We start from the raw sequence: 21,128 nt of genomic DNA, 5'->3' as shown, positions 1-21,128 counted from the left end.
ATTCCGGTCAGCTGCGGTCGGTTCCGCCCGCCTGCGGATGCTCGCCCGGCGCCGCCAGTTCCTCCACCGCCTCCGCGCCGACGACCGCGCCCGTGGACCTGCGGCCGCGCCGCAGCCGGCCCTCCAGCCAGGAGGCGAAGGTGGTGAGGGCGAAGTTGAGGACGATGAAGACGACGGCGACGACGGTGAAGGAGGCGATGGTGTTGGCGCCGTAGTTGGCGCTCATCGGGCGCACGGACGCGAGCAGCTCGGAGAAGCCGAGCATCGCGCCGCCGAGCGCGGTGTCCTTGACGATGACGACGAGCTGGCTGACGAGCGCGGGCAGCATGGCCGTGACGGACTGCGGCAGCAGCACGTACGCCATCGTCTGGCCCTTGCGCATGCCGATGGCCTTGGCCGCGTCGGTCTGCCCGGCCGGCAGGGCGAGGATGCCGGCCCGGACGACCTCCGCGAGGACGGAGGAGTTGTAGAGGACGAGTCCGGTGACGACGGCGTACAGCGGCCGGTTGTCCGGGCTGACGCCGGTGAACTGGGCGTACGCGGCATTGGCGAACAGCATCAGGATGAGGACCGGGATGGCGCGGAAGAACTCCACGACCACGCCCGCCGGCACCCGCACCGCGCGGTGGTCGGAGAGCCGGCCGACACCGAGGAGGGCGCCGAGCGGCAGGGCGATGACCATGGAGAGCGCGGCGGCGATCACGGTGTTCTTCAGGGCCGGCAGGAGGAAGGTCGTCCAGGTCTGGGAGTCGGTGAAGAACGGCGACCACTTGGCCCAGTCGAGCTGGTTCTTGTCGGCGAGGCTCGCCACCACCCACCAGACGACCGCGCCGACGGCGACGGCGAAGAGCAGGGCGTAGAGGACGTTGCGGCGGCGGGCGCGCGGCCCGGGGACGTCGTAGAGGAGGGTGGCCCCGTGCTTCATCCCGGCACCGCTTTCCTCGTTCCCGGCACCGCTTCGCTCGTTCCCGGCACCCATTCGCTCGCTTCCAGCACCGTCCTGGTCGCTTCCGGCACCGCCCTCACCGCTTCACCGCCACCTTCTTGGCGACCCAGCCGAGGAGCAGCCCGGTCGGCAGCGTCAGACAGATGAACCCGAAGGCGAAGATGACGGAGATGAGGATGAGCTGGGCCTCGTTCTCGATCATCTCCCGCATCAGCAGGGCGGCTTCGGCGACGCCGATGGCGGCGGCGACGGTGGTGTTCTTGGTGAGCGCGATGAGGACGTTGGTGAGCGGGCCGACGACGGACCGGAACGCCTGGGGCAGCACGATCAGCCGCAGCGTCTGGGTGAAGTTCAGGCCGATCGCGCGGGCGGCCTCGACCTGGCCGAGGGGCACGGTGTTGATGCCGGAGCGCAGCGCCTCGCAGACGAACGCCGAGGTGTAGGCGGTGAGTCCGAGGACGGCGAGCCGGAAGTTGATGACGTCGAAGTGGGTGGCGCCGAGGCTGACGCCCAGGGTCTGGAAGAGGCCGAGCGAGGTGAAGACGATGATGACGGTGAGCGGGATGTTGCGCACGATGTTGATGTACGCGGTGCCGAAGCCCCGCATCAGGGGGACGGGGCTGACCCGCATGGCGGCCAGCAGCGTCCCCCACACCAGGGAGCCGATCGCGGAGTAGAACGTCAGCCGGATCGTGGTCCAGAAGGCTCCCAGCAGGTCATAGCCTTGGAGGAAGTCGAACACGACGGCCCTCTCAGGTGACGATGACGCCGATCTTCGGCGCCGGTTCGTTCTTGTAGCCGGCCGGGCCGAAGTTCTTGTCGACGGCGGCCTGCCACGACCCGTCGGCGACCATCTTCTCCAGGGCCGCGTTGATCTTGGCCTTGAGCTCGCTGCCCTTCTGGACGCCGATGCCGTAGTTCTCGTTGCTCAGCTTGAAGCCGGCGAGCTTGAACTTGCCCTTGAACTCGGGCTGCGCGGCATAGCCGGCGAGGATCGAGTCGTCGGTGGTGAGCGCGTCGATGACACCGTTCTGCAGGCCCGTCAGGCACTCGGAGTAGCCGCCGTACTCCTGGAGCTGCGCCTGCGGTGCGATCTTCGTCTTGACGTTCTGCGCGGACGTCGAGCCGGTGACCGAGCACAGCTTCTTGTGGTTCAGGTCGGAGGGCTTGGTGATGGAGTGGTCGTCCGCGCGGATCAGCACGTCCTGGTGGGCCAGCAGGTAGGGGCCGGCGAAGTCGACCTTCGCCGCGCGCTTGGGGGTGATCGAGTAGGAGGCGGCGATGAAGTCCACGTCGCCGCGTTGCAGCAGCGTCTCGCGGTCGGCGCTCTTGGCCTCCTTCCACTCGATGTTCTTGGGGTCGTAGCCGAGCTGTTTGGCGACGTACGTGGCGACGTCGACGTCGAAGCCGGTGTAGGTGCCGCTCGGGGTCTTGAGCCCGATGCCCGGCTGGTCGAACTTGATGCCGACGGTGATCTTCTTGTTGTCGCCGCCTCCGCCGCCGTTGTTGTCACTGCTGCAGGCGGCGCCGGTGAAGGAGAGCAGGACGGCGGTCGCCGCGGCCGCGGCGAGCCGCCGGTTCCGGCGCGCGTTCAACGCGTGTGGCCGGCTCTTGCGGTCGTCCCGGCCGGTCCGGTTCATCGAGATCATGGTCCTACCCATCAGTGCTTGAGGATCTTGGACAGGAAGTCCTTGGCGCGCTCGCTGCGCGGGTTGCTGAAGAACTCGTCCGGCGTGGCCTGTTCGACGATCCGGCCGTCCGCCATGAACACCACGCGGTTGGCCGCCGAACGCGCGAAGCCCATCTCGTGCGTCACGACGACCATCGTCATGCCGTCCCTGGCCAGTTGCTGCATCACTTCCAGGACCTCGTTGATCATCTCCGGGTCGAGCGCCGAGGTCGGCTCGTCGAAGAGCATCACCTTCGGCTCCATGGCGAGCGCGCGGGCGATCGCCACCCGCTGTTGCTGGCCGCCGGAGAGCTGCGCCGGGTACTTGTCCGCCTGGGTGGCGACGCCGACCCGCTCCAGGAGCGTGCGGGCCCGCTCCTCGGCCCGCTTGCGGTCCGTCCCGCGGACCTTGATCTGGCCGAGGGTGACGTTGTCGAGCACCGTCTTGTGCGCGAAGAGGTTGAAGGACTGGAACACCATGCCGACGTCGGCGCGCAGCGCCGCCAGCTCGCGGCCCTCGGCCGGCAGCGGCTTCCCGTCGATGGTGATCGTGCCGGAGTCGATCGTCTCCAGGCGGTTGATGGCGCGGCACAGCGTGGACTTGCCGGACCCCGAGGGCCCGATGACGACCACGACCTCCCCGCGGTGCACGGTGAGGTCGATGGCCTGGAGCACGTGGAGCGGGCCGAAGTGCTTGTCGACGTCTTGCAGTACGACGAGTTCGTCCCCGCCGTCCGGGACGGGCATGGCTCTCTCCTGGGTCGCCTCCCCCGCTGGCCGCTGTTTCCTGCGCCCCATGCTCCGCCCTCCGCGAGGCGGGCGCACGCCGGACGGGGCCGGACGGGACCGGACGGACGAAGGACAGCGGACGGTGGAGGGAGGACGGAGGAGCGGTCCCTAGCCGACGGTGTCGCGGGCCGCGGCCTCGACGAGGTCGCAGACCTCGCCCGGGCGGGAGGCGAGGGAGGCGTGACTGGCGTCCAGCTCGATGGTCTTGCGCGGGTTGATCCGCTGTGCCATACGGCGCTCGTTGTCCGGGTGGATGGCGTGGTCCTGGGCCGAGACCTGGTACCAGCTGGGCTTGGCGCGCCAGGCGGGCGCGGTGACGGTGTCGCCGAAGGTGGAGCCGACCGGGGCCTTCTGGGTGACGGCCATGACCAGGGCCTCGTCGGCGGTCAGGTCCTGACAGAAGGTCTGGTGGAACTCGTCTTGCTTGATCCACAGGTAGCCGTCGGAGTCGGGGACGATGCTGTCGAAGCCCGCCGGCGGCATCTCCTGGCTGATCTGGCCGGGGCTCTCACCCGCGTCGGGCGCGAAGGCGGCGATGTAGACGAGGGCGGAGACGTTCGGCAGGTCGCCGGCCTCGGTGATGACCGCGCCGCCGTAGGAGTGGCCGACGAGGACGACGGGCCCGGCGATCTGCTTGATCATCTTGCGGGTGCGCTCGGCGTCGTCGGCGAGCGAGGTGAGCGGGTTCTCGACGGCGTGCAGCTTGTCGTAGCCGCGCCTGTGCAGTTCGACGATCACCTTGGACCAGTGGGCGGCGCCGCCCCAGAATCCGTGGACGAGGACGATCGAGGGCTTGTCTGCCATGCGGGGCACCCTTCGTGCGGGGCGGTGGGGATCTTCACGCTAGACGCAGGGTGACGGGGCCGCCACCGTCCGTCGCGGCCGTACGGCGTCCGTGTGAGTCCGGCGCCGGCGCCCGCCCCGTACGGCGCCGGCTGCCTGCGTACGCGCCGGGGCGGGCGGACACTGGAGGCGGAGGGGGCACGCGTCGCAGCCGCCGGTCCGAGGAGGCCCGCCATGACCACCGCCGCACCCAAGGTCAGCACCCTGCCGGCCGAGTACCGCGAACGCCTCATGGCCTACGCGGAGGACGTGTACTTCGAGTCCGGCGACCGGCTGTTCGAGGAACAGGACCACGCCGACCGGTTCTGGATCGTCAAGACGGGCGCGATCACCCTGGACGCCAAGGTGCCGGGGCGTGGCCGGCCGGTGATCGAGACGCTGCGGCACGGCGAACTGGTCGGCCTGTCGTGGCTGTTCCCGCCGTATCTGTGCCAGTCAGGCGCGGAGGCGATGACGCCGGTGCGGGCGTACGAGTTCGACGCCACGGCCGTGCGCTCGATGTGCCGCACGGACAACGATTTCGGCGCCCACGTGATGTTCTGGGTGGGCCAGATCCTCGCCCACCGCCTCCATGTGACGCGGGTACGGCTGCTCGACCTGTACGCGCCGCACGGGAGCGGGATCCTGGCGTAGGGGCCCTGGCGCCGGTGCCGGGGCGGTCCCGCCGGTCAGCCGTCAGCCGTCAGCCGTCAGCCGTCAGCCGCAGGTGAGCGTGAAGCCGCCGTGGTCGACGGTGACCTCGCCCGGATCGGGCATGCCGTTCGCGTTCGCGTCCTCGTAGACGGCCCGCCGGCGTTCCTTGATGGTGAGCGTGCCGACGGGGGTGCCGTCGGCCGCGTAAACGGTGCGTTCGTCCACGGAGTCGGCGCTCTCGACGGCGTGGTGCGGCGGCGCGAGGACGAACGTGTAGCGGTCGCGGTCGAGGTCGCCGCGCACGCTCCGCCCGTCGGGCAGCGTCATGCGGAAGTCGTACGCGCTGGTCCCGCGGACGACCAGCGTGCGGCCCGCCTTGACGACCGTGCCGACCGAATGCTCCGTGAGGGTGACGGAGCCGACGTCACCGGCGGGCAGACAGCCTTCGAGCGGCGCGTCGAAGCTCTCCGTGTGGGTCTCGTCGAAGCGGTCGACCACGAGCGGCACCGCGTGGGCGGGGGCGGGGGCGAGGACGAGCAGCCCGGTGGCCGCGGCGAGCGCGGCGGCGGGCGCCACGAGACGGCGCGGCGGCGCCGGGTTGCGGGTGGGGGCAGGGCTCATGGGGCCGACGCTAGTGAGGCGGCACGGCTCCGGCACCACGGGTGCGCTCAGGGAGCCGCGAGCGCCCGCACATGCCAGTCGGACAGGGTGCCGTCCGCGTGGCTGATCTGGCCCCGGCGGGTGAACCCGGCCCGGCGGGCCACGGCGGCCGCCTCGGTGCGGCCGGCCGGGGTGAGGATCACGGCGCGGCGGGCGCCTTCCGTGCGGGCGTGGTCGCAGGCCAGCAGCACGGCCCGGGTGGCGAAGCCGCGGCCGCGGGCGTCCGGGTTCAGGGTGAAGGCCAGGTCGGCGTCGGCGCCGGCGAAACCGGCGGCGGCGGGGCGCAGTTCGAGGGTGCCCACGGGCCGTCCGGCCCGGATGGCGAAGGTCAGGGCGGGGCCGTGCGGGCGCCAGCGTTCGGGCAGGTCGTCGGGCCGGGGCGCGGCGCCCGGGCCGGCGGGGGCGAGGGACGGGTCGAGGAGCGTCAGGACGACGACGCCGTCGCACAGCTTCACTTCATCGCGCATCCCAGCGATCTTGTCGTCAATCGGCGCGTGCCACAATCGGTATCCGGTCGGACACGCCGGGGTGGCGCGAGCACGCCGTCACCCGAACGGCCTCATGCGAGCGGTGCGGCTCGCCGAGTGGCACCAGGCTGGGGCACAGAACGCGGCGTCGGTGAGGGAAGGCGGCGGACGGTGAACGGTCGTCGGGCACAGGCGGGCACGCGTGCGGAAGCGCGGGCCCGGTTCTTCGCACGGTGCGCGCTGCTCGCCGCCGTGGCGGCGGTCGTCGGCCTGTTCGTGCCGTTCGGCGGCTCCGGTCTGGTGATCGTCATCAGCGGCCTGGCCGCGCTCGCGCTCGGCGCGGCCGGCGTGTGGTGGTTCCTGGCGCACCGCGGGGTGACCCGGGTCCTCGGCGCCCTGCTCGCGATCGCCGCGCCGGTGGCCCTGCTCTGGCTCTACATCCACGGCGGCCTGTGGGCGAGCGCCCTGCTCGCGCTGGCGCTGTGGGCCGTGGCCCTCGTCTGCGCCCGGACGGCGCTGCGCCGTTCCGAGCGGTCCCGCCGGCCCGTCCGCGCGGCGCGCCCCCGGCGCCCGGTGATCCTGATGAACCCGAAGTCGGGCGACGGCAAGGTGGAGAAGTTCGGGCTGGTCGAGAAGGCGGAGCGGCTCGGCGCCGAGGTGATCGTGCTGGGCCCGGGCCCGGACGGGGAGTTCATGGACGTCGCCGAGCTGGCCCGGACGGCGGCCGCCGGCGGCGCGGACCTCCTCGGGGTGGCGGGCGGCGACGGCACGCAGGCGCTGGTGGCGGCGGTGGCGGCAGAGCACGATCTGCCGTTCCTGGTGATCAGCGCCGGCACCCGCAACCACTTCGCGATGGACCTCGGGCTTGACCGCAGCGACCCGGCGACCTGTCTGAACGCGCTGACGGACGGCGAGGAGCTGCGGGTCGACCTCGGCGACGTGTCGGGGCGGCCGTTCGTCAACACCGTCTCGTTCGGGGTGTACGCGGATGTCGTGCAGCAGCCCGAGTACCGGGCCGCCAAGGCGGAGACCGCGCTGAACATGCTGCCCGACCTGCTCGCGGGCGGTACGGGCCGCCGTCTCGACGCGGTGGCCGGCCACGCGGACCTGCCCGGCCAGCAGGCGCTGCTGGTCAGCAACAATCCGTACGACTCGCCCGATCCGCTCGGCGGCGGCTTCCGGCCCCGCCTGGACACCGGCGCCCTCGGCGTGATCGGCATCCGGGTGGACGGCGCGGCCCAGGCGGCCGCGCTGGCGGTCCGGGGCGCGCAGTCCGCCGGTCTGAACGTGCTGACCGCCCGGCGGGTCGAGGTCACCGCCGAGGGCGGGACGATGGCGGTGGCGGTGGACGGCGAGGCGCTGACGATGCCCACGCCCGTCGTCTGCACCCTGCGCCCGCGCGCACTGCGCGTCCTCGTCCCGCGCGAGCGGCCCGGTACGCTGCCGGCGAGCGAGCCCCTGGACTGGCGCCGGGTCGCCACCCTGGCCTTCACCCGGAGCCATGGACGAGCCACCGACGGCCGAGGAGAGCCCCGTGACTGAGCCCCCGACCATCGAGCAGCCGTCGCCGCCGGTCCCCGAAGGGAAGCGGTCCGCGCTGCGGGCGGTGTTCTCGGATCTGCGCGCGATGGACGGCGCCGTGTACGCGGCGGTCGCCGCCACGCCGACCCCGGCCCTGGACCGCAGCCTGCGCCGGCTGTCGAACGCCGCCGACCACTCCAAGATCTCGCTGGCCATCACCGCGTCGCTCGCCCTCATGGGCGGCCGTCCGCGCCGGGCCGCGCTCGTCGGCGCCGGCGCCGTGGCACTGGCCTCGGCGACCACGAACCTGCTCGGCAAGCGGCTGGTGCGGCGGGCCCGGCCGGACCGGGAGGCGGCGCGGGTCTCGGTGGACCGGCAGGTGCCGATGCCGTCATCGGCGTCGTTCCCCTCCGGGCACACGGCCTCGGCGGTCGCCTTCGCCGCGGCCGTGGGGATGGAGCTGCCGGTGGCGGCTCTCCCGCTCGGCGCCCTGGCCTGGGCCGTGGGCTACTCGCGCGTCCACACCGGCGTGCACTACCCCGGTGACGTCGCCGCCGGTGCGATCGTGGGCCTGGCGGGCGCCGCGGCCGCGGTGGCGATCGCCGACGCGGCGCCGTGGGGCGACCGGGTGTTCGGCCGGATGCGCGGGTGACGGCCGCGGCGCTCTAAAATCAGGAGGTGAACGAGACTCTTCCCCCCTGCCCCGAATGCTCCGGCACCTTCACCTACGAAATGGGTGCCCTCCTGGTCTGTCCCGAGTGTGGCCACGAATGGTCCGCCGGTGCCGGCGCGTCCGACGCCGAGTCCGCCGCGGGCGGCCCCAAGGTCGTCAAGGACGCGGTGGGCAACGTGCTCGCCGACGGCGACACCGTGACCGTGGTCAAGACCCTCAAGGTCAAGGGCAGCCCCTCCGGCATCAAGGCCGGCACCAAGGTCCGCAACATCCGCCTGGTCGACGGCGTCGACGGCCACGACATCGACTGCAAGGTCGACGGCTTCGGCCCGATGCAGCTCAAGTCCAGCGTCGTGAAGAAGGCCTGACGCGCCGACCGTGCCCTGTGGGCTCTGCCCCTGAGGCAGGGCCGGGGCTCCGGTCGTGGTACCCGGTGGCCGGATCCCGACGTCCGCCGGGCCCGGTCGCACTCCGATGGCCCAGTCCGGGAACAAAGCCGCGCGTGACACGACTTGAGGACGGACATGACTTCCGCATCGTTCGATCCCCGTGCCCTGCTCGCCGAGAGCCGGCTCGGCGTCCTCGCCACCCTCAAGGCCGACGGGCGCCCGCAGCTCTCCCCCGTGATGCCGTACTTCGACGAGAAGACCGACACGCTGTACGTGTCGATGACCGAGGGCCGCGCCAAGACGGTGAACCTGCGGCGCGACCCGCGGGCGGCCCTGGAGGTGACCGCCCCGGACGGCTGGTCCTGGGCCACGGCCGAGGGCACGGTGACCCTCACCGGCCCGGGTGCCGACCCGCACGGGCCGGAGGTGGAGGCCCTGGTGGACTACTACCGGCTGGCCGCCGGGGAGCACCCGGACTGGGACGAGTACCGGGCGGCGATGGTCGCCGACCGGCGGGTCCTCATGCGGATGACGGTCGACCGGGTGTACGGCCAGCGCATCCGCTGAGGCGCCCGCGTTTTCAGCCCTTGCGGACGGGGCCCAGGCGGCCGGCCGGGCGCTCGACCGGTTCGTCGCGGGCCTCGGCCCACAGGGAGCGGACGTGGCCGAGGTGGCGCATCATGCACGCCTCGGCGGCCGCACGGTCGCCGGCGATCATCAGGTCGAGCAGTTCCCGGTGCTCCTCCGCCGAGGAGACCAGCTTGCCGGCCTCGTCGAGCCCGGTGAGCCCGTACAGCCGGGACCGCTTGCGCAGATCGCTCACCGTCTCGACGAGCCGGTCGTTTCCGGCCAGTCCGAGCAGGGTGAGGTGGAAGCGGCGGTCCGCCTCCAGATAGCCGATGAGGTCGTGCTCGCGGGCCTTGGTGACGATCTCGTCGGCGAGCGGGCGCAGTTCCTCCAGCTGTTCGCCGGTGGCGAGTTCGGTGACCCGGCCGACCGTGGGCACCTCGATGAGCATGCGCAGCTCGGTGCACTGGTCGAGCTCGCGCTCGCTGACCTCGGTGATCCGGAAGCCCTTGTTGCGGACGGGCTCGACGAGGCCCTCGCGGGCCAGGTCGAGCATCGCCTCGCGCACGGGAGTGGCCGAGACCCCGAGTTCGGCGGCGAGCCCCGGCGCCGAGTAGACGCTGCCCGGCCGGAGTTCGCCCGCTATCAGGGCCGCCCGCAGAGCGTGACCGACCTGGTCGCGCAGCCGCTCCTGGGCCTTGATGAGAGTGTGCTGCTTCAGGTCACCCACGCTGATCCTCCGATAACTCGCAGAGGCACAGCGTACAATGTCACGTTTCGCTGTCGGTGCCGTGTGCCAAGGTCGCCGCGCGGTACACGGCGACGGCCACCGCCAGGTCCTCCCAGGCCATGCCCACGCTCTTGAACAGCCGTGGCGCCTTCGGATCCGGCGGCGCCGCCCGGCCGCCGACCAGTTCGGCGAGGGTGCCGGCGATGTGCTCCGGGCCGATCGCGCCCTCGGCCTGCGGGATCAGCAGGTCCCCGGCCTCGCGCCGGGCCGCGGCACGCGACTCGACGTACACCGCGGAGCGGACCACGAGCGCCGTGTCGGTCTCGCGGGCGTCCGGCTCGTGCGAGCCGACGGCGACGACCGTCGCGCCGGGCGCCACGAGCCGCCCGTCGAAGAGCGGGGTGCGGGCCGTGGTGCAGCAGAGCACGAGGTCCGCGCCGGCGACGTCGGCGGCCGTGCCGGTACGGGCCTTCGGCACGCCGAGGCCGCGGGCGTGGGCGACGAGCCGCTCGGCGCCGTGGCGGGCGCGCTCGGCGTCGCGTGCGACGACGACCGCCTCCGCCACGTCCCGTACGGCGAGGACGGCTTCGAGATGCGCGTACGCCTGCGGGCCGGTGCCGAACAGGACGAGCCGCAGCTCGCCCCGCTCGGGCGTGAGATGACGGATCGCCAGGGCGGAGACCGCCGGGGTGCGCAGGGTGGTGAGCGCGGCGCCGTCGAGCAGGGCGAGCGGGCGCAGCGTCGGACCGTCGAGGAGGAGGTAGCTGCCGGTGATGCGGGGCAGCCCGAAGGCGGCCGGGTTGTCCGGCGCCACGCCGACGATCTTCACTCCGGCCCAGGAGCCGGCGGCCGCGGGCATGAGGAGCAGTTCGCCGGCGGGCACCGGCAGTGCGGTGCGCCCCGGTCCGGTCTCCGGGTCGACTCCCAGGCGGAGCGCCTCGGCGAGCGCGGCGACCGCCCCGGCCGGGGAGAGCAGCCGCCGTACGGCCTGCGCGTCGAGGTGGAGCAGGGCGGGGGTCACAGGCCGAATCCCGTGCCGAGGGTGTCGTCCGGGTCGAGCGTGAAGCGGTGCTCGCCGGTGCGGTGGGAGCTGCCGGTGACCTCGGTGACGAGGCCGGCGACCTGGCCGGTGGCCGCGCCGGGCACGAGCCGGCCGGTGAAGACCGTGCCGATGACGGACTCGTGGGTCAGCTCCCGGCCTTCCTCCAGGGCTCCGTCCTCGGCGAGGAGGGCGAGCCGGGCGGAGGTGCCCGAGCCGCAGGGCGAGCGGTCGATCTGGCCGTCGGCGAAGACGGTGACGTTGCGCTGGCGCGGCCCTGCCGGGGTGTCCGGCAGCTCCTCGTACAGGGTCACTCCGTACACGCCGGAGAGCAGGGGCCCGGCGGGATGCAGGGTCGCCGGGTGGCCGGCGAGCGCGGCCCTGATCTCGCCCGCGGCGCGGACGAGTCCGGGGAGCCGGGCCCGGTCGACGGTGAGGCCGAGGGCGCGGGCCGGGAGCGAGGCGTAGCAGGCGCCGGCGTGGGCGAGGTCCACCTCGACGGGGCCGAGGCTGGTGTCGGCCTTCACGCCGCGGCCGGTGACGCGGGCCGGGACGTTGCGGAAGGTGACGCCGGTGGTGCGGCCGCCGGCGCGGTGCACCGTGGCGGTGACCCGGCCGGACGGCACGTCGATGCGGACTTGGGCGTCGCCGTCGTCCGGCGCGGCGACCCGGCCGGAGTCGACGGCCCAGGCGCCGAGGGCGAGGGTGCCGTGGCCGCAGGCGGTCGAGTAGCCGTCCTTGTGCCAGAACACCACGCCGAAGTGGGCGCCGTCGTCGTCCGGCGGCACGACGAACCCGCCGTACATGCCGGAGTGGCCGCGCGGCTCCCGGGCGAGCAGCAGCCGCAGTTCCTCGTGCGGCAGGCCGGGGCGCGGGGCCGTGCCGTCCCCGCCGGGGCCGAGCAGGTTGGCACGGCGTTCGGCGACGGTGTCGCCGGGCGGGCACGGGAGCGGCGCGTCGGCGGCGGTGAGGTCGGTGATCCGGAAGGGTTCGCCCGCGGTGTGGTAGTCGGTGGTCCGCACCTCGGTGGGGCGCACGGTGCTCACAGCAGGAAGCCTCCGGGGAACGGGTCGGTCGGGTCCAGGAAGTACTGGGCGGTGCCGGTGAGCCAGGCCCGGCCGGTGACGGTCGGCACGACGGCGGGCCGGCCGCCGACGGTCGTCTCGCCGACGAGGCGGCCGGTGAACTCGGTGCCGATGAAGCTCTCGTTGACGAAGTCGGTGTGCAGCGGCAGTTCCCCGCGCGCGTGCAGCTGGGCCATCCGCGCGCTGGTGCCCGTACCGCACGGGGAGCGGTCGAACCAGCCGGGGTGGATCGCCATCGCGTGCCGGGAGCGGCGCGCGTCGGAGCCGGGAGCGGCCAGGTACACGTGCTTCAGTCCGGCGACGGCCGGGTCCTCCGGGTGCACCGGGCGGTCCGGGCCCGCGTTGACGACGTCCATGAGCGCGAGGCCGGCGGCCAGCAGGTCCTCCTTGCGGTCCCGGTCGAAGGGCAGGCCCAGGGAGTCGAGGTCGACGAAGGCGTAGAAGTTGCCGCCGTAGGCCAGGTCGTAGGTGACGGTGCCGTGGCCGGGGACCTCGGCCTTGAGGTCGAGGCCGACGCTGAAGGCGGGCACGTTGGTGAGCGTGACGGCGGTGGCCGCGCCGTCCTCGACCCGGACGTCCACGCTGACGAGGCCGGCCGGGGTGTCGAGCCGGACCGTGGTGACGGGCTCGGTGACGGGCACCATGCCGGTCTCGACGAGGACGGTCGCGACGCCGATGGTGCCGTGGCCGCACATCGGCAGGAGGCCCGACACCTCGATGAACAGCACGCCGTAGTCGGCGTCGGGCCGGGTGGGCGGCTGCAGGATGGCGCCGCTCATGGCGGCGTGGCCGCGCGGCTCGTACATGAGGAGGGTGCGGAGGTGGTCGAGGTGCTCGATGAAGTGGAGCCGCCGCTCGGCCATCGTGGCGCCGGGGATCACCCCGACTCCCCCGGTGATCACCCGGGTCGGCATGCCCTCGGTGTGCGAGTCCACGGCGTGGAAGATGTGACGCGTGCGCATGGGTCTCCCCCTGCTTCCGGTGAGTGGTGGCGGCTGTTCCGGTCGGTGGTGGGCCGTCGGATCAGTGGTGGCCGTCGGCCAGGGCCTTCTCGGTGGCCGAGCGCACGGCCGTCTCCGCCGCGCCGGTCAGCGGGAGACGGGGCGGTCGGGTGGCGCCGCCGGTGCGGCCCGCGATGTCCATCGAGAGCTTGATGGCCTGCACGAACTCCGTCTTGGAATCCCAGCGCAGCAGCGGGTGGAGCGACTTGTAGAGCGGCAGCGCAGTGGCCAGGTCGCCGGCGACGGCGGCGCGGTACAGCTCGGCGCAGGAGCCGGGCAGGGCGTTGGGGTAGCCGGCGATCCAGCCCACCGCACCGGCCAGGGCCAGTTCCAGGAGGACGTCGTCGGCACCGATCAGCAGGTCGAGTTCCGGGGCGAGTTCGGCGATCTCGTACGCCCTGCGGACGTCGCCGCTGAACTCCTTCACGGCGACGACGTGGCCCGCCGCGTGCAGCCGGGCGAGGAGGGCCGGGGTGAGGTCGACCTTGGTGTCGATCGGGTTGTTGTACGCGACGACGGGCAGACCGGCGGCCGCGACCTCGGCGTAGTGGGCGAGCACGGCGGCCTCGTCGGCCCGGAAGGCGTTCGGCGGCAGCAGCAGCACGGAGCCCGCGCCCGCCTCGGCGGCCTGCTCGGCCCAGCGCCGCGACTCGGCGCTGCCGTAGGCGGCGACGCCCGGCATCACGCGGGCCCCGTCGCCGGCCGCCTCGACGGCCGTGCGCACCACACGGGCGCGCTCCTCGTCGGTGAGGGTCTGGTACTCGCCCAGGGAGCCGTTGGGTACGACTCCGTCGCAGCCGTTCTCGATCAGCCAGCGGACGTGCTCGGCGTAGGCGTCGTAGTCGACGGACAGGTCGTCGCGGAGGGGCAGGGCGGTGGCGACCATGATGCCGCGCCAGGGACGGGTGGTGCTCCAGGTGGAAACGCTCATCGACAGCTCCTTTGTAGTGTGTGACATTTTACTGACTTCCACAGGGCGGCCACAAGACCGCGTACGAGAGTGGGTTACGTCGTTTCCGGAAGATCCGCCAGGTGGCGGAGCGGGACCGGGCAGGCCAGCGGCCGCCGGTCGGGGGCCGGACACGAGCCCGGGGCCGAGCCCGCCCCCGACAGCGCCGCGACCGCCGGGCCGCACATCCGGCCCTGGCACCAGCCCATGCCGGCGCGGGTCAGCAGCTTGACGGTGCGCGCGTCGCGCGCGCCCAGCTCGTCGACCGCCTCGCGGATACGGGCCGCCGGGACTTCCTCGCAGCGGCACACGTCCGTCGTCGCGGTCACCCACTCCGTCCAGCCCGCGCCCGGCCGGTGCGCGGCGGCCATCGCGTCGGCGAAGGCGCGCAGGCGGATGCGGCGGCGGCGCAGGGCGGCCGCCGCGCGGGCGCGCCCCGCGATGGCGTGGGCAGCCAACTCGCCTTCGCACAGCGCGAGTTGAGCGCCACCGATGCCGCCCGTCTCGCCCGCCGACCAGATGCCCGGCACCGAGGTGCGCAGCTCGTCGGTGAGGTCAAGCGCGACCGTGCCGTCCGCGGCGGTGCGGGTCGCGCAGCCGAGGGCCGTCGCGAGCGACAGCTCCGGGACCAGGCCATGCCCCACGGCCACCGCGTCGCACGGGACGCGGCGGCCCGTGCCCGGCACCGGCCGCCACTCCCGGTCGAGCCGGGCGACCGTGACGGCCTCCACCCGGTCGGAGCCGTGCGCCTCGACGACGGCGTGCCGGGTGAGCAGGCGGGTGTGGTGGCGCAGCAGCGCCGAGCCGTAGTGGGCGCCTTCGAGCAGCTTGGCCGGGTTGCGCAGGAGGGTGCCGGCGTGGCTCGCGTAGCCGCCGTACGCCGAGGCCTCGACCACGGCCGGGACGCGCGCCCCGGCGCTCGCGAGGGACGCGGCGACGGCGAGCAGCAGCGGGCCGCTGCCGGCCACGACGATCCGGCGGCCCGGGAGCACGAGGCCGCTCTTGAGCATGGCCTGCGCTCCCCCGGCGCCGACCACGCCCGGCAGCGTCCAGCCGGGGAAGGGGAGTTGGCGCTCGTAGGCGCCGGTGGCGAGGAGGACGGAGCGGGCCGTGACGCTCGTGGCGGTGCCTGCGCCACCGCCTGCGCCTGCGCCGGTGTCGGTGTGCGCGTCCTCGGTGGTGCGGGCGTGCAGGGTCCAGGCGCCGCCGGATCCGGGGAGGACCGCCCAGACGTGGTGGTCCGGGTGGTACGTGACGCGCCGCGCCGCGCGGTGCGCGTCGAGCCTGCGGACGCGGGACGTGAAGGCGCGCCACTCGTGGTGCAGCGCCTGTGGCCGGGCCGCGCCCAGTTCCGGCGCGGGATGCCGGTAGAACTGGCCGCCGGGGCGGGCGCCCGCGTCCAGCAGGGCGACCCGCAGGCCGAGGTCGGCGGCCGTCACGGCGGCCGCCAGGCCGGCCGGACCCGCGCCGACGACGGCGAGGTCGACGACCGGATCGGCGGCCGGGTCGACGACGGGGCCGCCGGAGGGGCCGGCGGACGGATCGACGGCGAGTTCAGCAGCCGAGTGCGGCACGGCCGGTTCCCTCCTGCGTGGTGACGGTGTCGCCCGGGCGGGCCGGGACGAGACAGGCGCGCTTGTTGGGGCGGCCGTTGACGGTGACGAGGCAGTCGAAGCACTGGCCGATCCCGCAGAACGCGCCGCGCGGCGCGCCCGTGGTGCGGCTGGCGCGCCAGGAGACGATGCCGGCCGACCAGAGCACGGCGGCGATGGACTGGCCCTCGGCGACGGGGAGTTCGCGGTCGTCGAAGGTGAGCGTGTACGTGCGGTGCGGGGCGCCGCCCACGAGGTCACGCGGGGTGGTCACGGGGTGGCTCCTTCGTGCGTGCCGAAATCACGGTCCGGTCGGAACGGGTGGGCGTCCAGCGGCGGTTCGGCCCCGGCCAGCCCGGCCGCGATCAGCGCTCCGGTGGCCGGCGCGAGGCCGATGCCCGCGCCCTCGTGGCCGCACGCGTGGTGCAGACCGGGGACGCGCGGGTCGGCGCCGATGGCCGGGAGGTGGTCCGGGAGGTAGGGGCGGAAGCCGTGGTAGGTGCGGATCACGTCGACGTCCGCGAGGACCGGGAAGAGCGCGGCCGCCTGGGCCGCGAGGCGGCGCAGGGCCTCGCGGGACAGCGTGCGGTCGAATCCGACGCGCTCGCGGGTCGCGCCGATCAGGACGGGTCCCGCCGGTGTGCCCTCGACGACCGCCGAGGACTGCAGCGACGCCGAGCCGCTGGCCACGTCCGCGATGTAGTCCGCCGCGTACACCTTGTGCCGTACGACGCGGGGCAGGGGTTCCGTGACGAGCACGAAGCCCCTGCGGGGCAGTACCGGCAGGTGCGTTCCGGCGAGGCGGGCGACCTCGCCGCCCCAGGTGCCCGCCGCGTTCACCACGGCGGGCGCGAGCAGTTCGCGGCGCGGGGTGCGGACGCCCCGGATCGCCCCGGCGGCGTCACGGAGGATCTCCGTGACCTCCTCGCCGAGATGGACCGGGACCCGGGCGGCGGCGAGCAGCCGGGCCGCCGCCTTGGCAGGCTGGACCTGGGCGTCCTGTTCGTACAGGAAGCCGCCGGCCTGCCCCGTGGCGAGGTGGGGTTCGAGCGCCGGGAGGCCGTCGGGCGTGATCTCGGCCGCGCTGACGCCGGCCGCCCGCTGGCCCTCGGCGAAGGCGCGCAGGGCCTTCAGGGTGGTCTCGTCGGGCGCCACGACGAGACCACCCTTCGGCTCGTACTCGATGTCCGGCGGGAGTGCGTCGGACAGTTCGCGCCAGAGTCTCGTGGACAGCAGCGCGAGGTCGAGCTCGGGGCCCGCCTCCTTGTCGGAGACGAGCAGGTTTCCTTCCCCGGCACCGGTGGTGCCGCCCGCGACGGGACCGCGGTCGACGACGGCGACGGAGAGGCCGGAGCGGGCCGCGTAGTACGCGCAGGCGGCTCCGACGACGCCGGCGCCGATGATCACGGCGTCCAGGGAGTGTCTCTTGGGCACGGCAGTAATATGTCACATTCTTCAGGTGGTGCCCAGGCCCTCGCGGGCCTGGGCGGGGATGTGAGGGGTGATCAGCCGCGGAGCGGGCCCTCGCAGCGGAAGCTCGACGTGCCCGCGACCCGGCTGGACCAGATCTCCACCGGGCCGAAGGAGCAGTTCATGTCGGCCAGGTTGTTGGACGCCGCGCCCGCGCGGTCCAGGATGAAGTAGTCCACGGTCTCGGACATGTCCTTGAAGACCCGGTCCTCGCTGTTCGCGTCCGCCAGGTTGGCGGTGATCCGGCCGGTGCACACGAAGCGCTTCTTGCCCGGGTCGCCGTTCTCGACGCAGTCGGGGTTGTTGTACGTCGCCGCGGCGAAGGACGAGCGGACGGCGGCGGCGGTGGCGTCGCGCAGCTGGTCGTTGGGCGTGAACGTGGTGTTCGGCACGTAGAGCCGGTCGACCTGGGCGATCTGCGCGTCCAGGAAGCGGTCGTAGGCGGCCTGGAGGCCGGCGTCGCCGCCGAGGCGGTCGCGCCAGGCGTCGTAGCCGGCGACGTCGTTGGCGCGCAGGTGGGTGTACATCTCGCGCAGCAGGCCCGGGCGTTCGGTCCACAGGAACTCGAAGAACGTGCCCGCGTAGTTGTAGAAGCGGAAGCCGTCGCCGTCGTAGGTGGCGTGCAGCAGCTGGCGCACGTTCATGCGCGGTCCGCCGCCGGCGGTGTCGTTGATGATGCCGCGGACCAGCGACTTGCGGACGGCGATGCCGTTGTCGCGGGTGGAGCCGTCGAAGAACTCGGCCGTGCCCTCGTCCATGGCCGTGGTGCGGTCGCCCTGGTACCAGGGACCCTCGCCGAAGAAGCCCGGCACCGCCCAGCGGCCGTTGAGGTAGTGGGTGTACTCGTGCCGGAAGAGCTCTTCGAGGGTGAGGCTGGAGTCCTGCGGCACGCGCCGCTGGTAGGTGTAGAACGTGGCGCCGTTCTCGATGTAGATGCCGCCGTTGTTGGTGGAGTAGCCGGTGAGCAGCGGGTGGTAGATCTCGTAGTCGGAACGGGAGGCGTAGAGCACGATGTTCAGGGTGCTGTTGGGGTCGCCGGCCAGCGGCTCGTCCGTGCCGAGCACCCGGTGGTACTGCGCCTTGACCTGCTTGCTCGCGTAGTAGAGCTGGTCGACGGTGGCCCGGTCGAGGGCGGTGCGGACCTTGATGCCGCCGTTGTCGTACGAGTACGTGTTGGGGAAGAGGCGCTTTTCGATGTCGGCCTTGCACACGCCGTAGGGCGCGCAGGCGTCGAAGTAGTTGAGCCAGGTCACGACCTTGCCCCACTGCTCGCTGCCGTAGCCGAAGTTCGACTCGACGGTGGGGAGCAGGCCGCCGAGGTCGGCGACGGTGGCGTCCTGGAGTCCGGCGATCTGGCCGAAGCGGCCGTACTCGGAGAGCGCGTCGCGGACCACCCAGGCGTTGGCCGTGCCCTTGAGGTGGGTGTAGCCGGCGAACGCCTTGAAGGTGGCCCGGTAGGCGGGGTCGGCCTTCGCGGCGGCCTGGAAGGCGGCGTCCTGGTTGCCCGGGTAGACGCCCAGGTAGTTCACGGAGAGCGCGGCGAGCGCGGCGCCCGCCCAGTCGGCGTCCCTGTTGGTGGCGGTGTGGGCGGCGTCCATGGTGGCGAGCACCTTGACGATGGTGCCGAGCTGGTGCTGGCGCAGGCCGGGGGCGCTGCCGGCGTAGAGGGCCTCGCGCAGGGTGCGGGCGTTGGCGGCGGTGACGTCGAAGGTGCGCGCGGCGCCCGCGAAGTCGGCGATGGCGCGGCGCATGGCGTCGACGGTCGGCGCGTCGGTGATGTCGATCTCCGGGCGCGAGTAGTCCTGGTAGGCGACCGCGTGGAGGTAGGTGAACATCTCCTCCAGGTGGCTGGTGTTGCGGCCGTCGTGGCTCGCGGCGAGTGCGGATATCCGGCGGGAGACGGCCTGCACATGGGCGTCGGACATGACCGGCGCGAGGCGGGCGTCCCAGGTCCAGACGAGGTTGCGCAGACAGCCGTCGGCGGTGACGGCCGGGTCGGCGAGGAAGTCCGCGAACTGCTCGGGCGAGAGGCCGGTGACGCCGTCGAGGGTGCAGGGGACACCGGAGGCGAGCGTGGCGCGGGCGGCGGTGACGGCCTTCGCCTTGACCGGGCCGGGGACCCGCGGCTTGGCGTTCGTGCCGCCGGGGGCGGGGGCCGGGGCGGCCTTCGCCGGGCGGGCGGTGGCGAGGCGGTCGACCTCGTCGAAGGGGTTGGCGCCGGTGCGCGCCTGGGGCGGGACCTGGGCCTGCGCCCGTGCGGGGACCGGGGCGGAGGTGGGGGCGGCCAGTGCCGTCGCCTGCGCGGCGGTGGCGAGGACGGTCACCGCGATGGCGGTGGCGAGGAGGGAGGTACGCAAGGCTCTGGGTCTCCTTGTGGGGGATGCGCGCGGTCGACTCCCTTGGCTCAGGCGGGAGTTGACGGACTGTGGGCCGTCAGCGCTGAGCTGTAAAATAGTAATGTGAAATTGCACTGACAAGGGTTGCGGCAGGACCAGTTCTCGGCGGGTCGTTCCGGGCGGGCACCGGCCGGGCTTTCTAGGCTCGCCGCGTGGACGGACGGGAGCGGCCGCCGGAGCAGACGCCGGAGCGGCTTCGGGAACAGGCGGACTGGCGGGCGGACGCGGCGCACAAGGTGGTGATGGCGGTGCTCTTCGCCGTGCCGATGCTGAAGCTGTCGTGGACGCTCGGCGGCGGCAGCCAGGCGCGGGCCGCGCTCGACACCATGGGCCCGAAGAACTGGCTCGACGTCGTCGTCGGCATGTTCCTCTTCGAGCCGCTGCTCTCCACCGTCCTCGGCGTCGTCGCCACCCACGCCTCCTACGTGGCCTTCACCAGGCGCGGCGGGGCCGCCGCCCACCGGGGCCGCCGCCTCCCCGCCCTCCTCGCCTCAGCCGCGATCGTCCCGGCCGCGCTCGCCCTGGTGGTCGGCGCCCTGAACGGCTGGGCCTGGGGCCTGACGGCCGGCCTCCTCGCGTACGCGATGCGCCTCGGCGTCCTGGTCGACGAGCACACGGGGCGCTACGTCCGCTCGCCCGCCGGCCCTTCCCGGCGCCGCCGCCCCGCCGGCGCCCTGCAGCACGGCGCCGACGTCCTGTGGGCGGCCGGTCTGGTGCTCTCGCTGGCCGTGCTGCCCTTCCTCTCACTGGCGGCGGCTCTCGACGGCCGTTCCTGGACGGGCGTCGTCCACTGCGACGTGAACACCGGTTCCGGCACCCACCGCGACCGGCTCATCGAGCTGGAGCGGCAGGGTGACGGCGTGGTCGGCTGGGCCGTCGCCGGGGGCGGCGTGGTGAACGGCCTGGCCTGCGCGGGCGACGCGGACGACGTCATCCGGCAGCCGTGGTGGCGCAGTTGACCCGGAGGCGGAACGCACCGGGCCGCATCCGCGTGCGCCCCCGCCCGGCCCGGCGCCGCTGCCGTTACCCTGGCGCCCCTGACGGGAGCGGACACGAGGAGGACGCATGGCACGGATGCCGTCGGCGGAGCGGCGCCGCCAGCTGGTCGCGGCGGCGGTCCGGGTCATGGCGCGGGACGGGGTGGGGCGGGCGACCACGCGGGCGATCTGCGCCGAGGCCGGGGTGTCGCTCAGCGTGTTCCACTACTGCTTCGACTCCAAGCAGGCGCTCCTGGAGGCCGCGATCGAGTCGATCACCGGCAGCTACGTGACCCGGGTGATGTCCGCGGTCGAGCCGAAGGGGACGCTGCGGGAGACCGTGCGGACCGCGCTCGGATCGTACTGGGAGCACGTGACGGCGCACCCGGCCGAGCACATGCTGACGTACGAGCTGACCCAGTACGCGCTGCGCGAGGCCGGCTTCGAGCATCTGGCGCGGGCGCAGTACACGCAGTACGTGGCATCCGCGACGACGCTGGTGGAGCAGGTGTGCGCGGCGCGCGGGGTGGTGCCGAAGGTGCCGGTGGAGGTGATGGCGCGGCTGCTCGCGGCGGTGATCGACGGGCTGACGCTGCAGTATCTGGTGCTCGGCGACGAGCGGGCGGCCGAGGCGCTGCTCGATGCGACCGCGGACCACCTGGTCACGCTCATCGAGGGCTGAGCGGAGGCGGGATGCCGCTGACGGTTCGTCGGCGGTTCATCAACAGGTCA

Annotated in this window: 23 protein-coding genes; 7 read left to right on the top strand and 16 right to left on the bottom strand. The window is 73.4% G+C overall.

The features are described 5' to 3' along the window. Positions 1-7 precede the first annotated feature (7 nt). From ACFYU9_RS02380 to ACFYU9_RS02360, 5 genes are all read right to left on the bottom strand, one after another. The gene (locus ACFYU9_RS02380; protein WP_389210115.1) at positions 8-925 is read right to left on the bottom strand and encodes an amino acid ABC transporter permease; all 918 of its coding nucleotides are present in this window, start codon (positions 923-925) and stop codon (positions 8-10) included. Positions 926-1,022: 97 nt separating this feature from the next. After that, complete coding sequence (locus ACFYU9_RS02375) at positions 1,023-1,688, bottom strand: amino acid ABC transporter permease (RefSeq protein WP_389210114.1); 666 nt, start codon at positions 1,686-1,688, stop codon at positions 1,023-1,025. A gap of 10 nt (positions 1,689-1,698) precedes the next feature. Next, a complete protein-coding gene (locus tag ACFYU9_RS02370) occupies positions 1,699-2,595 on the bottom strand; it encodes a glutamate ABC transporter substrate-binding protein (protein WP_389210112.1) in 897 nt (298 codons plus the stop codon). An 11-nt stretch (positions 2,596-2,606) separates the two neighbouring features. After that, complete coding sequence (locus ACFYU9_RS02365) at positions 2,607-3,362, bottom strand: amino acid ABC transporter ATP-binding protein (RefSeq protein ID WP_389341600.1); 756 nt, start codon at positions 3,360-3,362, stop codon at positions 2,607-2,609. Positions 3,363-3,512: 150 nt separating this feature from the next. After that, complete coding sequence (locus ACFYU9_RS02360; RefSeq protein ID WP_389341597.1) at positions 3,513-4,208, bottom strand: alpha/beta hydrolase; 696 nt, start codon at positions 4,206-4,208, stop codon at positions 3,513-3,515. A gap of 213 nt (positions 4,209-4,421) precedes the next feature. Here ACFYU9_RS02360 and ACFYU9_RS02355 point away from each other — a divergent pair, with 213 nt between their 5' ends. Continuing rightward, a complete protein-coding gene (locus tag ACFYU9_RS02355; protein WP_389210106.1) occupies positions 4,422-4,880 on the top strand; it encodes a Crp/Fnr family transcriptional regulator in 459 nt (152 codons plus the stop codon). A gap of 63 nt (positions 4,881-4,943) precedes the next feature. On the opposite strand, the gene ACFYU9_RS02350 is transcribed toward ACFYU9_RS02355, so the two are convergent. Then, entirely contained in the window at positions 4,944-5,501 is a 558-nt protein-coding gene (locus ACFYU9_RS02350) for a hypothetical protein (RefSeq protein ID WP_389341594.1), read from the bottom strand. Positions 5,502-5,548: 47 nt separating this feature from the next. After that, complete coding sequence (locus ACFYU9_RS02345; RefSeq protein ID WP_389341591.1) at positions 5,549-6,007, bottom strand: GNAT family N-acetyltransferase; 459 nt, start codon at positions 6,005-6,007, stop codon at positions 5,549-5,551. A gap of 171 nt (positions 6,008-6,178) precedes the next feature. Between ACFYU9_RS02345 and ACFYU9_RS02340 the strand changes: the two genes are divergently transcribed. The 4 genes from ACFYU9_RS02340 (at position 6,179) to ACFYU9_RS02325 (ending at position 9,157) form a co-directional block, all read left to right on the top strand. Next, the gene (locus ACFYU9_RS02340) at positions 6,179-7,549 is read left to right on the top strand and encodes a diacylglycerol/lipid kinase family protein (RefSeq protein WP_389210100.1); all 1,371 of its coding nucleotides are present in this window, start codon (positions 6,179-6,181) and stop codon (positions 7,547-7,549) included. Beyond that, positions 7,509-8,180 (top strand): phosphatase PAP2 family protein, encoded by a 672-nt coding sequence (locus tag ACFYU9_RS02335; protein ID WP_389210098.1) that lies wholly within the window; start codon positions 7,509-7,511, stop codon positions 8,178-8,180. Before ACFYU9_RS02340 ends, ACFYU9_RS02335 begins: the two co-directional genes overlap by 41 nt. Before the next feature lie 26 nt (positions 8,181-8,206). Beyond that, positions 8,207-8,569, top strand: coding sequence for a zinc ribbon domain-containing protein YjdM (locus tag ACFYU9_RS02330; protein WP_389210096.1), 363 nt, complete (start codon positions 8,207-8,209; stop codon positions 8,567-8,569). A 156-nt stretch (positions 8,570-8,725) separates the two neighbouring features. Beyond that, positions 8,726-9,157, top strand: coding sequence for a PPOX class F420-dependent oxidoreductase (locus ACFYU9_RS02325; RefSeq protein ID WP_389210094.1), 432 nt, complete (start codon positions 8,726-8,728; stop codon positions 9,155-9,157). Between the two features lie 13 nt (positions 9,158-9,170). Here the strand turns inward: ACFYU9_RS02325 and ACFYU9_RS02320 are convergent, their stop codons facing one another. From ACFYU9_RS02320 to ACFYU9_RS02280, 9 genes are all read right to left on the bottom strand, one after another. Beyond that, positions 9,171-9,887 (bottom strand): GntR family transcriptional regulator, encoded by a 717-nt coding sequence (locus ACFYU9_RS02320; RefSeq protein WP_389210092.1) that lies wholly within the window; start codon positions 9,885-9,887, stop codon positions 9,171-9,173. Positions 9,888-9,927: 40 nt separating this feature from the next. After that, a complete protein-coding gene (locus tag ACFYU9_RS02315; RefSeq protein ID WP_389341588.1) occupies positions 9,928-10,908 on the bottom strand; it encodes an ornithine cyclodeaminase family protein in 981 nt (326 codons plus the stop codon). After that, positions 10,905-11,972 (bottom strand): proline racemase family protein, encoded by a 1,068-nt coding sequence (locus ACFYU9_RS02310; protein WP_389341585.1) that lies wholly within the window; start codon positions 11,970-11,972, stop codon positions 10,905-10,907. The genes ACFYU9_RS02315 and ACFYU9_RS02310 overlap by 4 nt, the downstream gene beginning before the upstream one ends. Then, on the bottom strand, positions 11,969-12,973 hold the full coding sequence (locus tag ACFYU9_RS02305) for a proline racemase family protein (RefSeq protein WP_389341582.1): 1,005 nt from the start codon (positions 12,971-12,973) through the stop codon (positions 11,969-11,971). Before ACFYU9_RS02305 ends, ACFYU9_RS02310 begins: the two co-directional genes overlap by 4 nt. A gap of 61 nt (positions 12,974-13,034) precedes the next feature. Further along, positions 13,035-13,943, bottom strand: coding sequence for a dihydrodipicolinate synthase family protein (locus tag ACFYU9_RS02300; protein WP_389210084.1), 909 nt, complete (start codon positions 13,941-13,943; stop codon positions 13,035-13,037). A 74-nt stretch (positions 13,944-14,017) separates the two neighbouring features. Continuing rightward, complete coding sequence (locus ACFYU9_RS02295; protein ID WP_389341579.1) at positions 14,018-15,535, bottom strand: FAD-dependent oxidoreductase; 1,518 nt, start codon at positions 15,533-15,535, stop codon at positions 14,018-14,020. Further along, entirely contained in the window at positions 15,516-15,827 is a 312-nt protein-coding gene (locus ACFYU9_RS02290; protein WP_389341576.1) for a (2Fe-2S)-binding protein, read from the bottom strand. The genes ACFYU9_RS02295 and ACFYU9_RS02290 overlap by 20 nt, the downstream gene beginning before the upstream one ends. Then, positions 15,824-16,987, bottom strand: coding sequence for an NAD(P)/FAD-dependent oxidoreductase (locus ACFYU9_RS02285; RefSeq protein ID WP_389341573.1), 1,164 nt, complete (start codon positions 16,985-16,987; stop codon positions 15,824-15,826). Before ACFYU9_RS02285 ends, ACFYU9_RS02290 begins: the two co-directional genes overlap by 4 nt. 71 nt (positions 16,988-17,058) lie before the next feature. Further along, on the bottom strand, positions 17,059-19,380 hold the full coding sequence (locus ACFYU9_RS02280; protein ID WP_389341570.1) for a collagenase: 2,322 nt from the start codon (positions 19,378-19,380) through the stop codon (positions 17,059-17,061). A 191-nt stretch (positions 19,381-19,571) separates the two neighbouring features. Here ACFYU9_RS02280 and ACFYU9_RS02275 point away from each other — a divergent pair, with 191 nt between their 5' ends. Next, complete coding sequence (locus ACFYU9_RS02275; protein ID WP_389341567.1) at positions 19,572-20,378, top strand: hypothetical protein; 807 nt, start codon at positions 19,572-19,574, stop codon at positions 20,376-20,378. A 106-nt stretch (positions 20,379-20,484) separates the two neighbouring features. Then, the gene (locus tag ACFYU9_RS02270; RefSeq protein ID WP_389341564.1) at positions 20,485-21,078 is read left to right on the top strand and encodes a TetR/AcrR family transcriptional regulator; all 594 of its coding nucleotides are present in this window, start codon (positions 20,485-20,487) and stop codon (positions 21,076-21,078) included. Positions 21,079-21,128: the final 50 nt, after the last annotated feature.

Source organism: Streptomyces sp. NPDC004327 (genome assembly GCF_042873935.1).
Taxonomy (GTDB): Bacteria; Actinomycetota; Actinomycetes; order Streptomycetales; family Streptomycetaceae; genus Streptomyces.
This window is presented reverse-complemented; position numbering and strand designations above follow the sequence as displayed.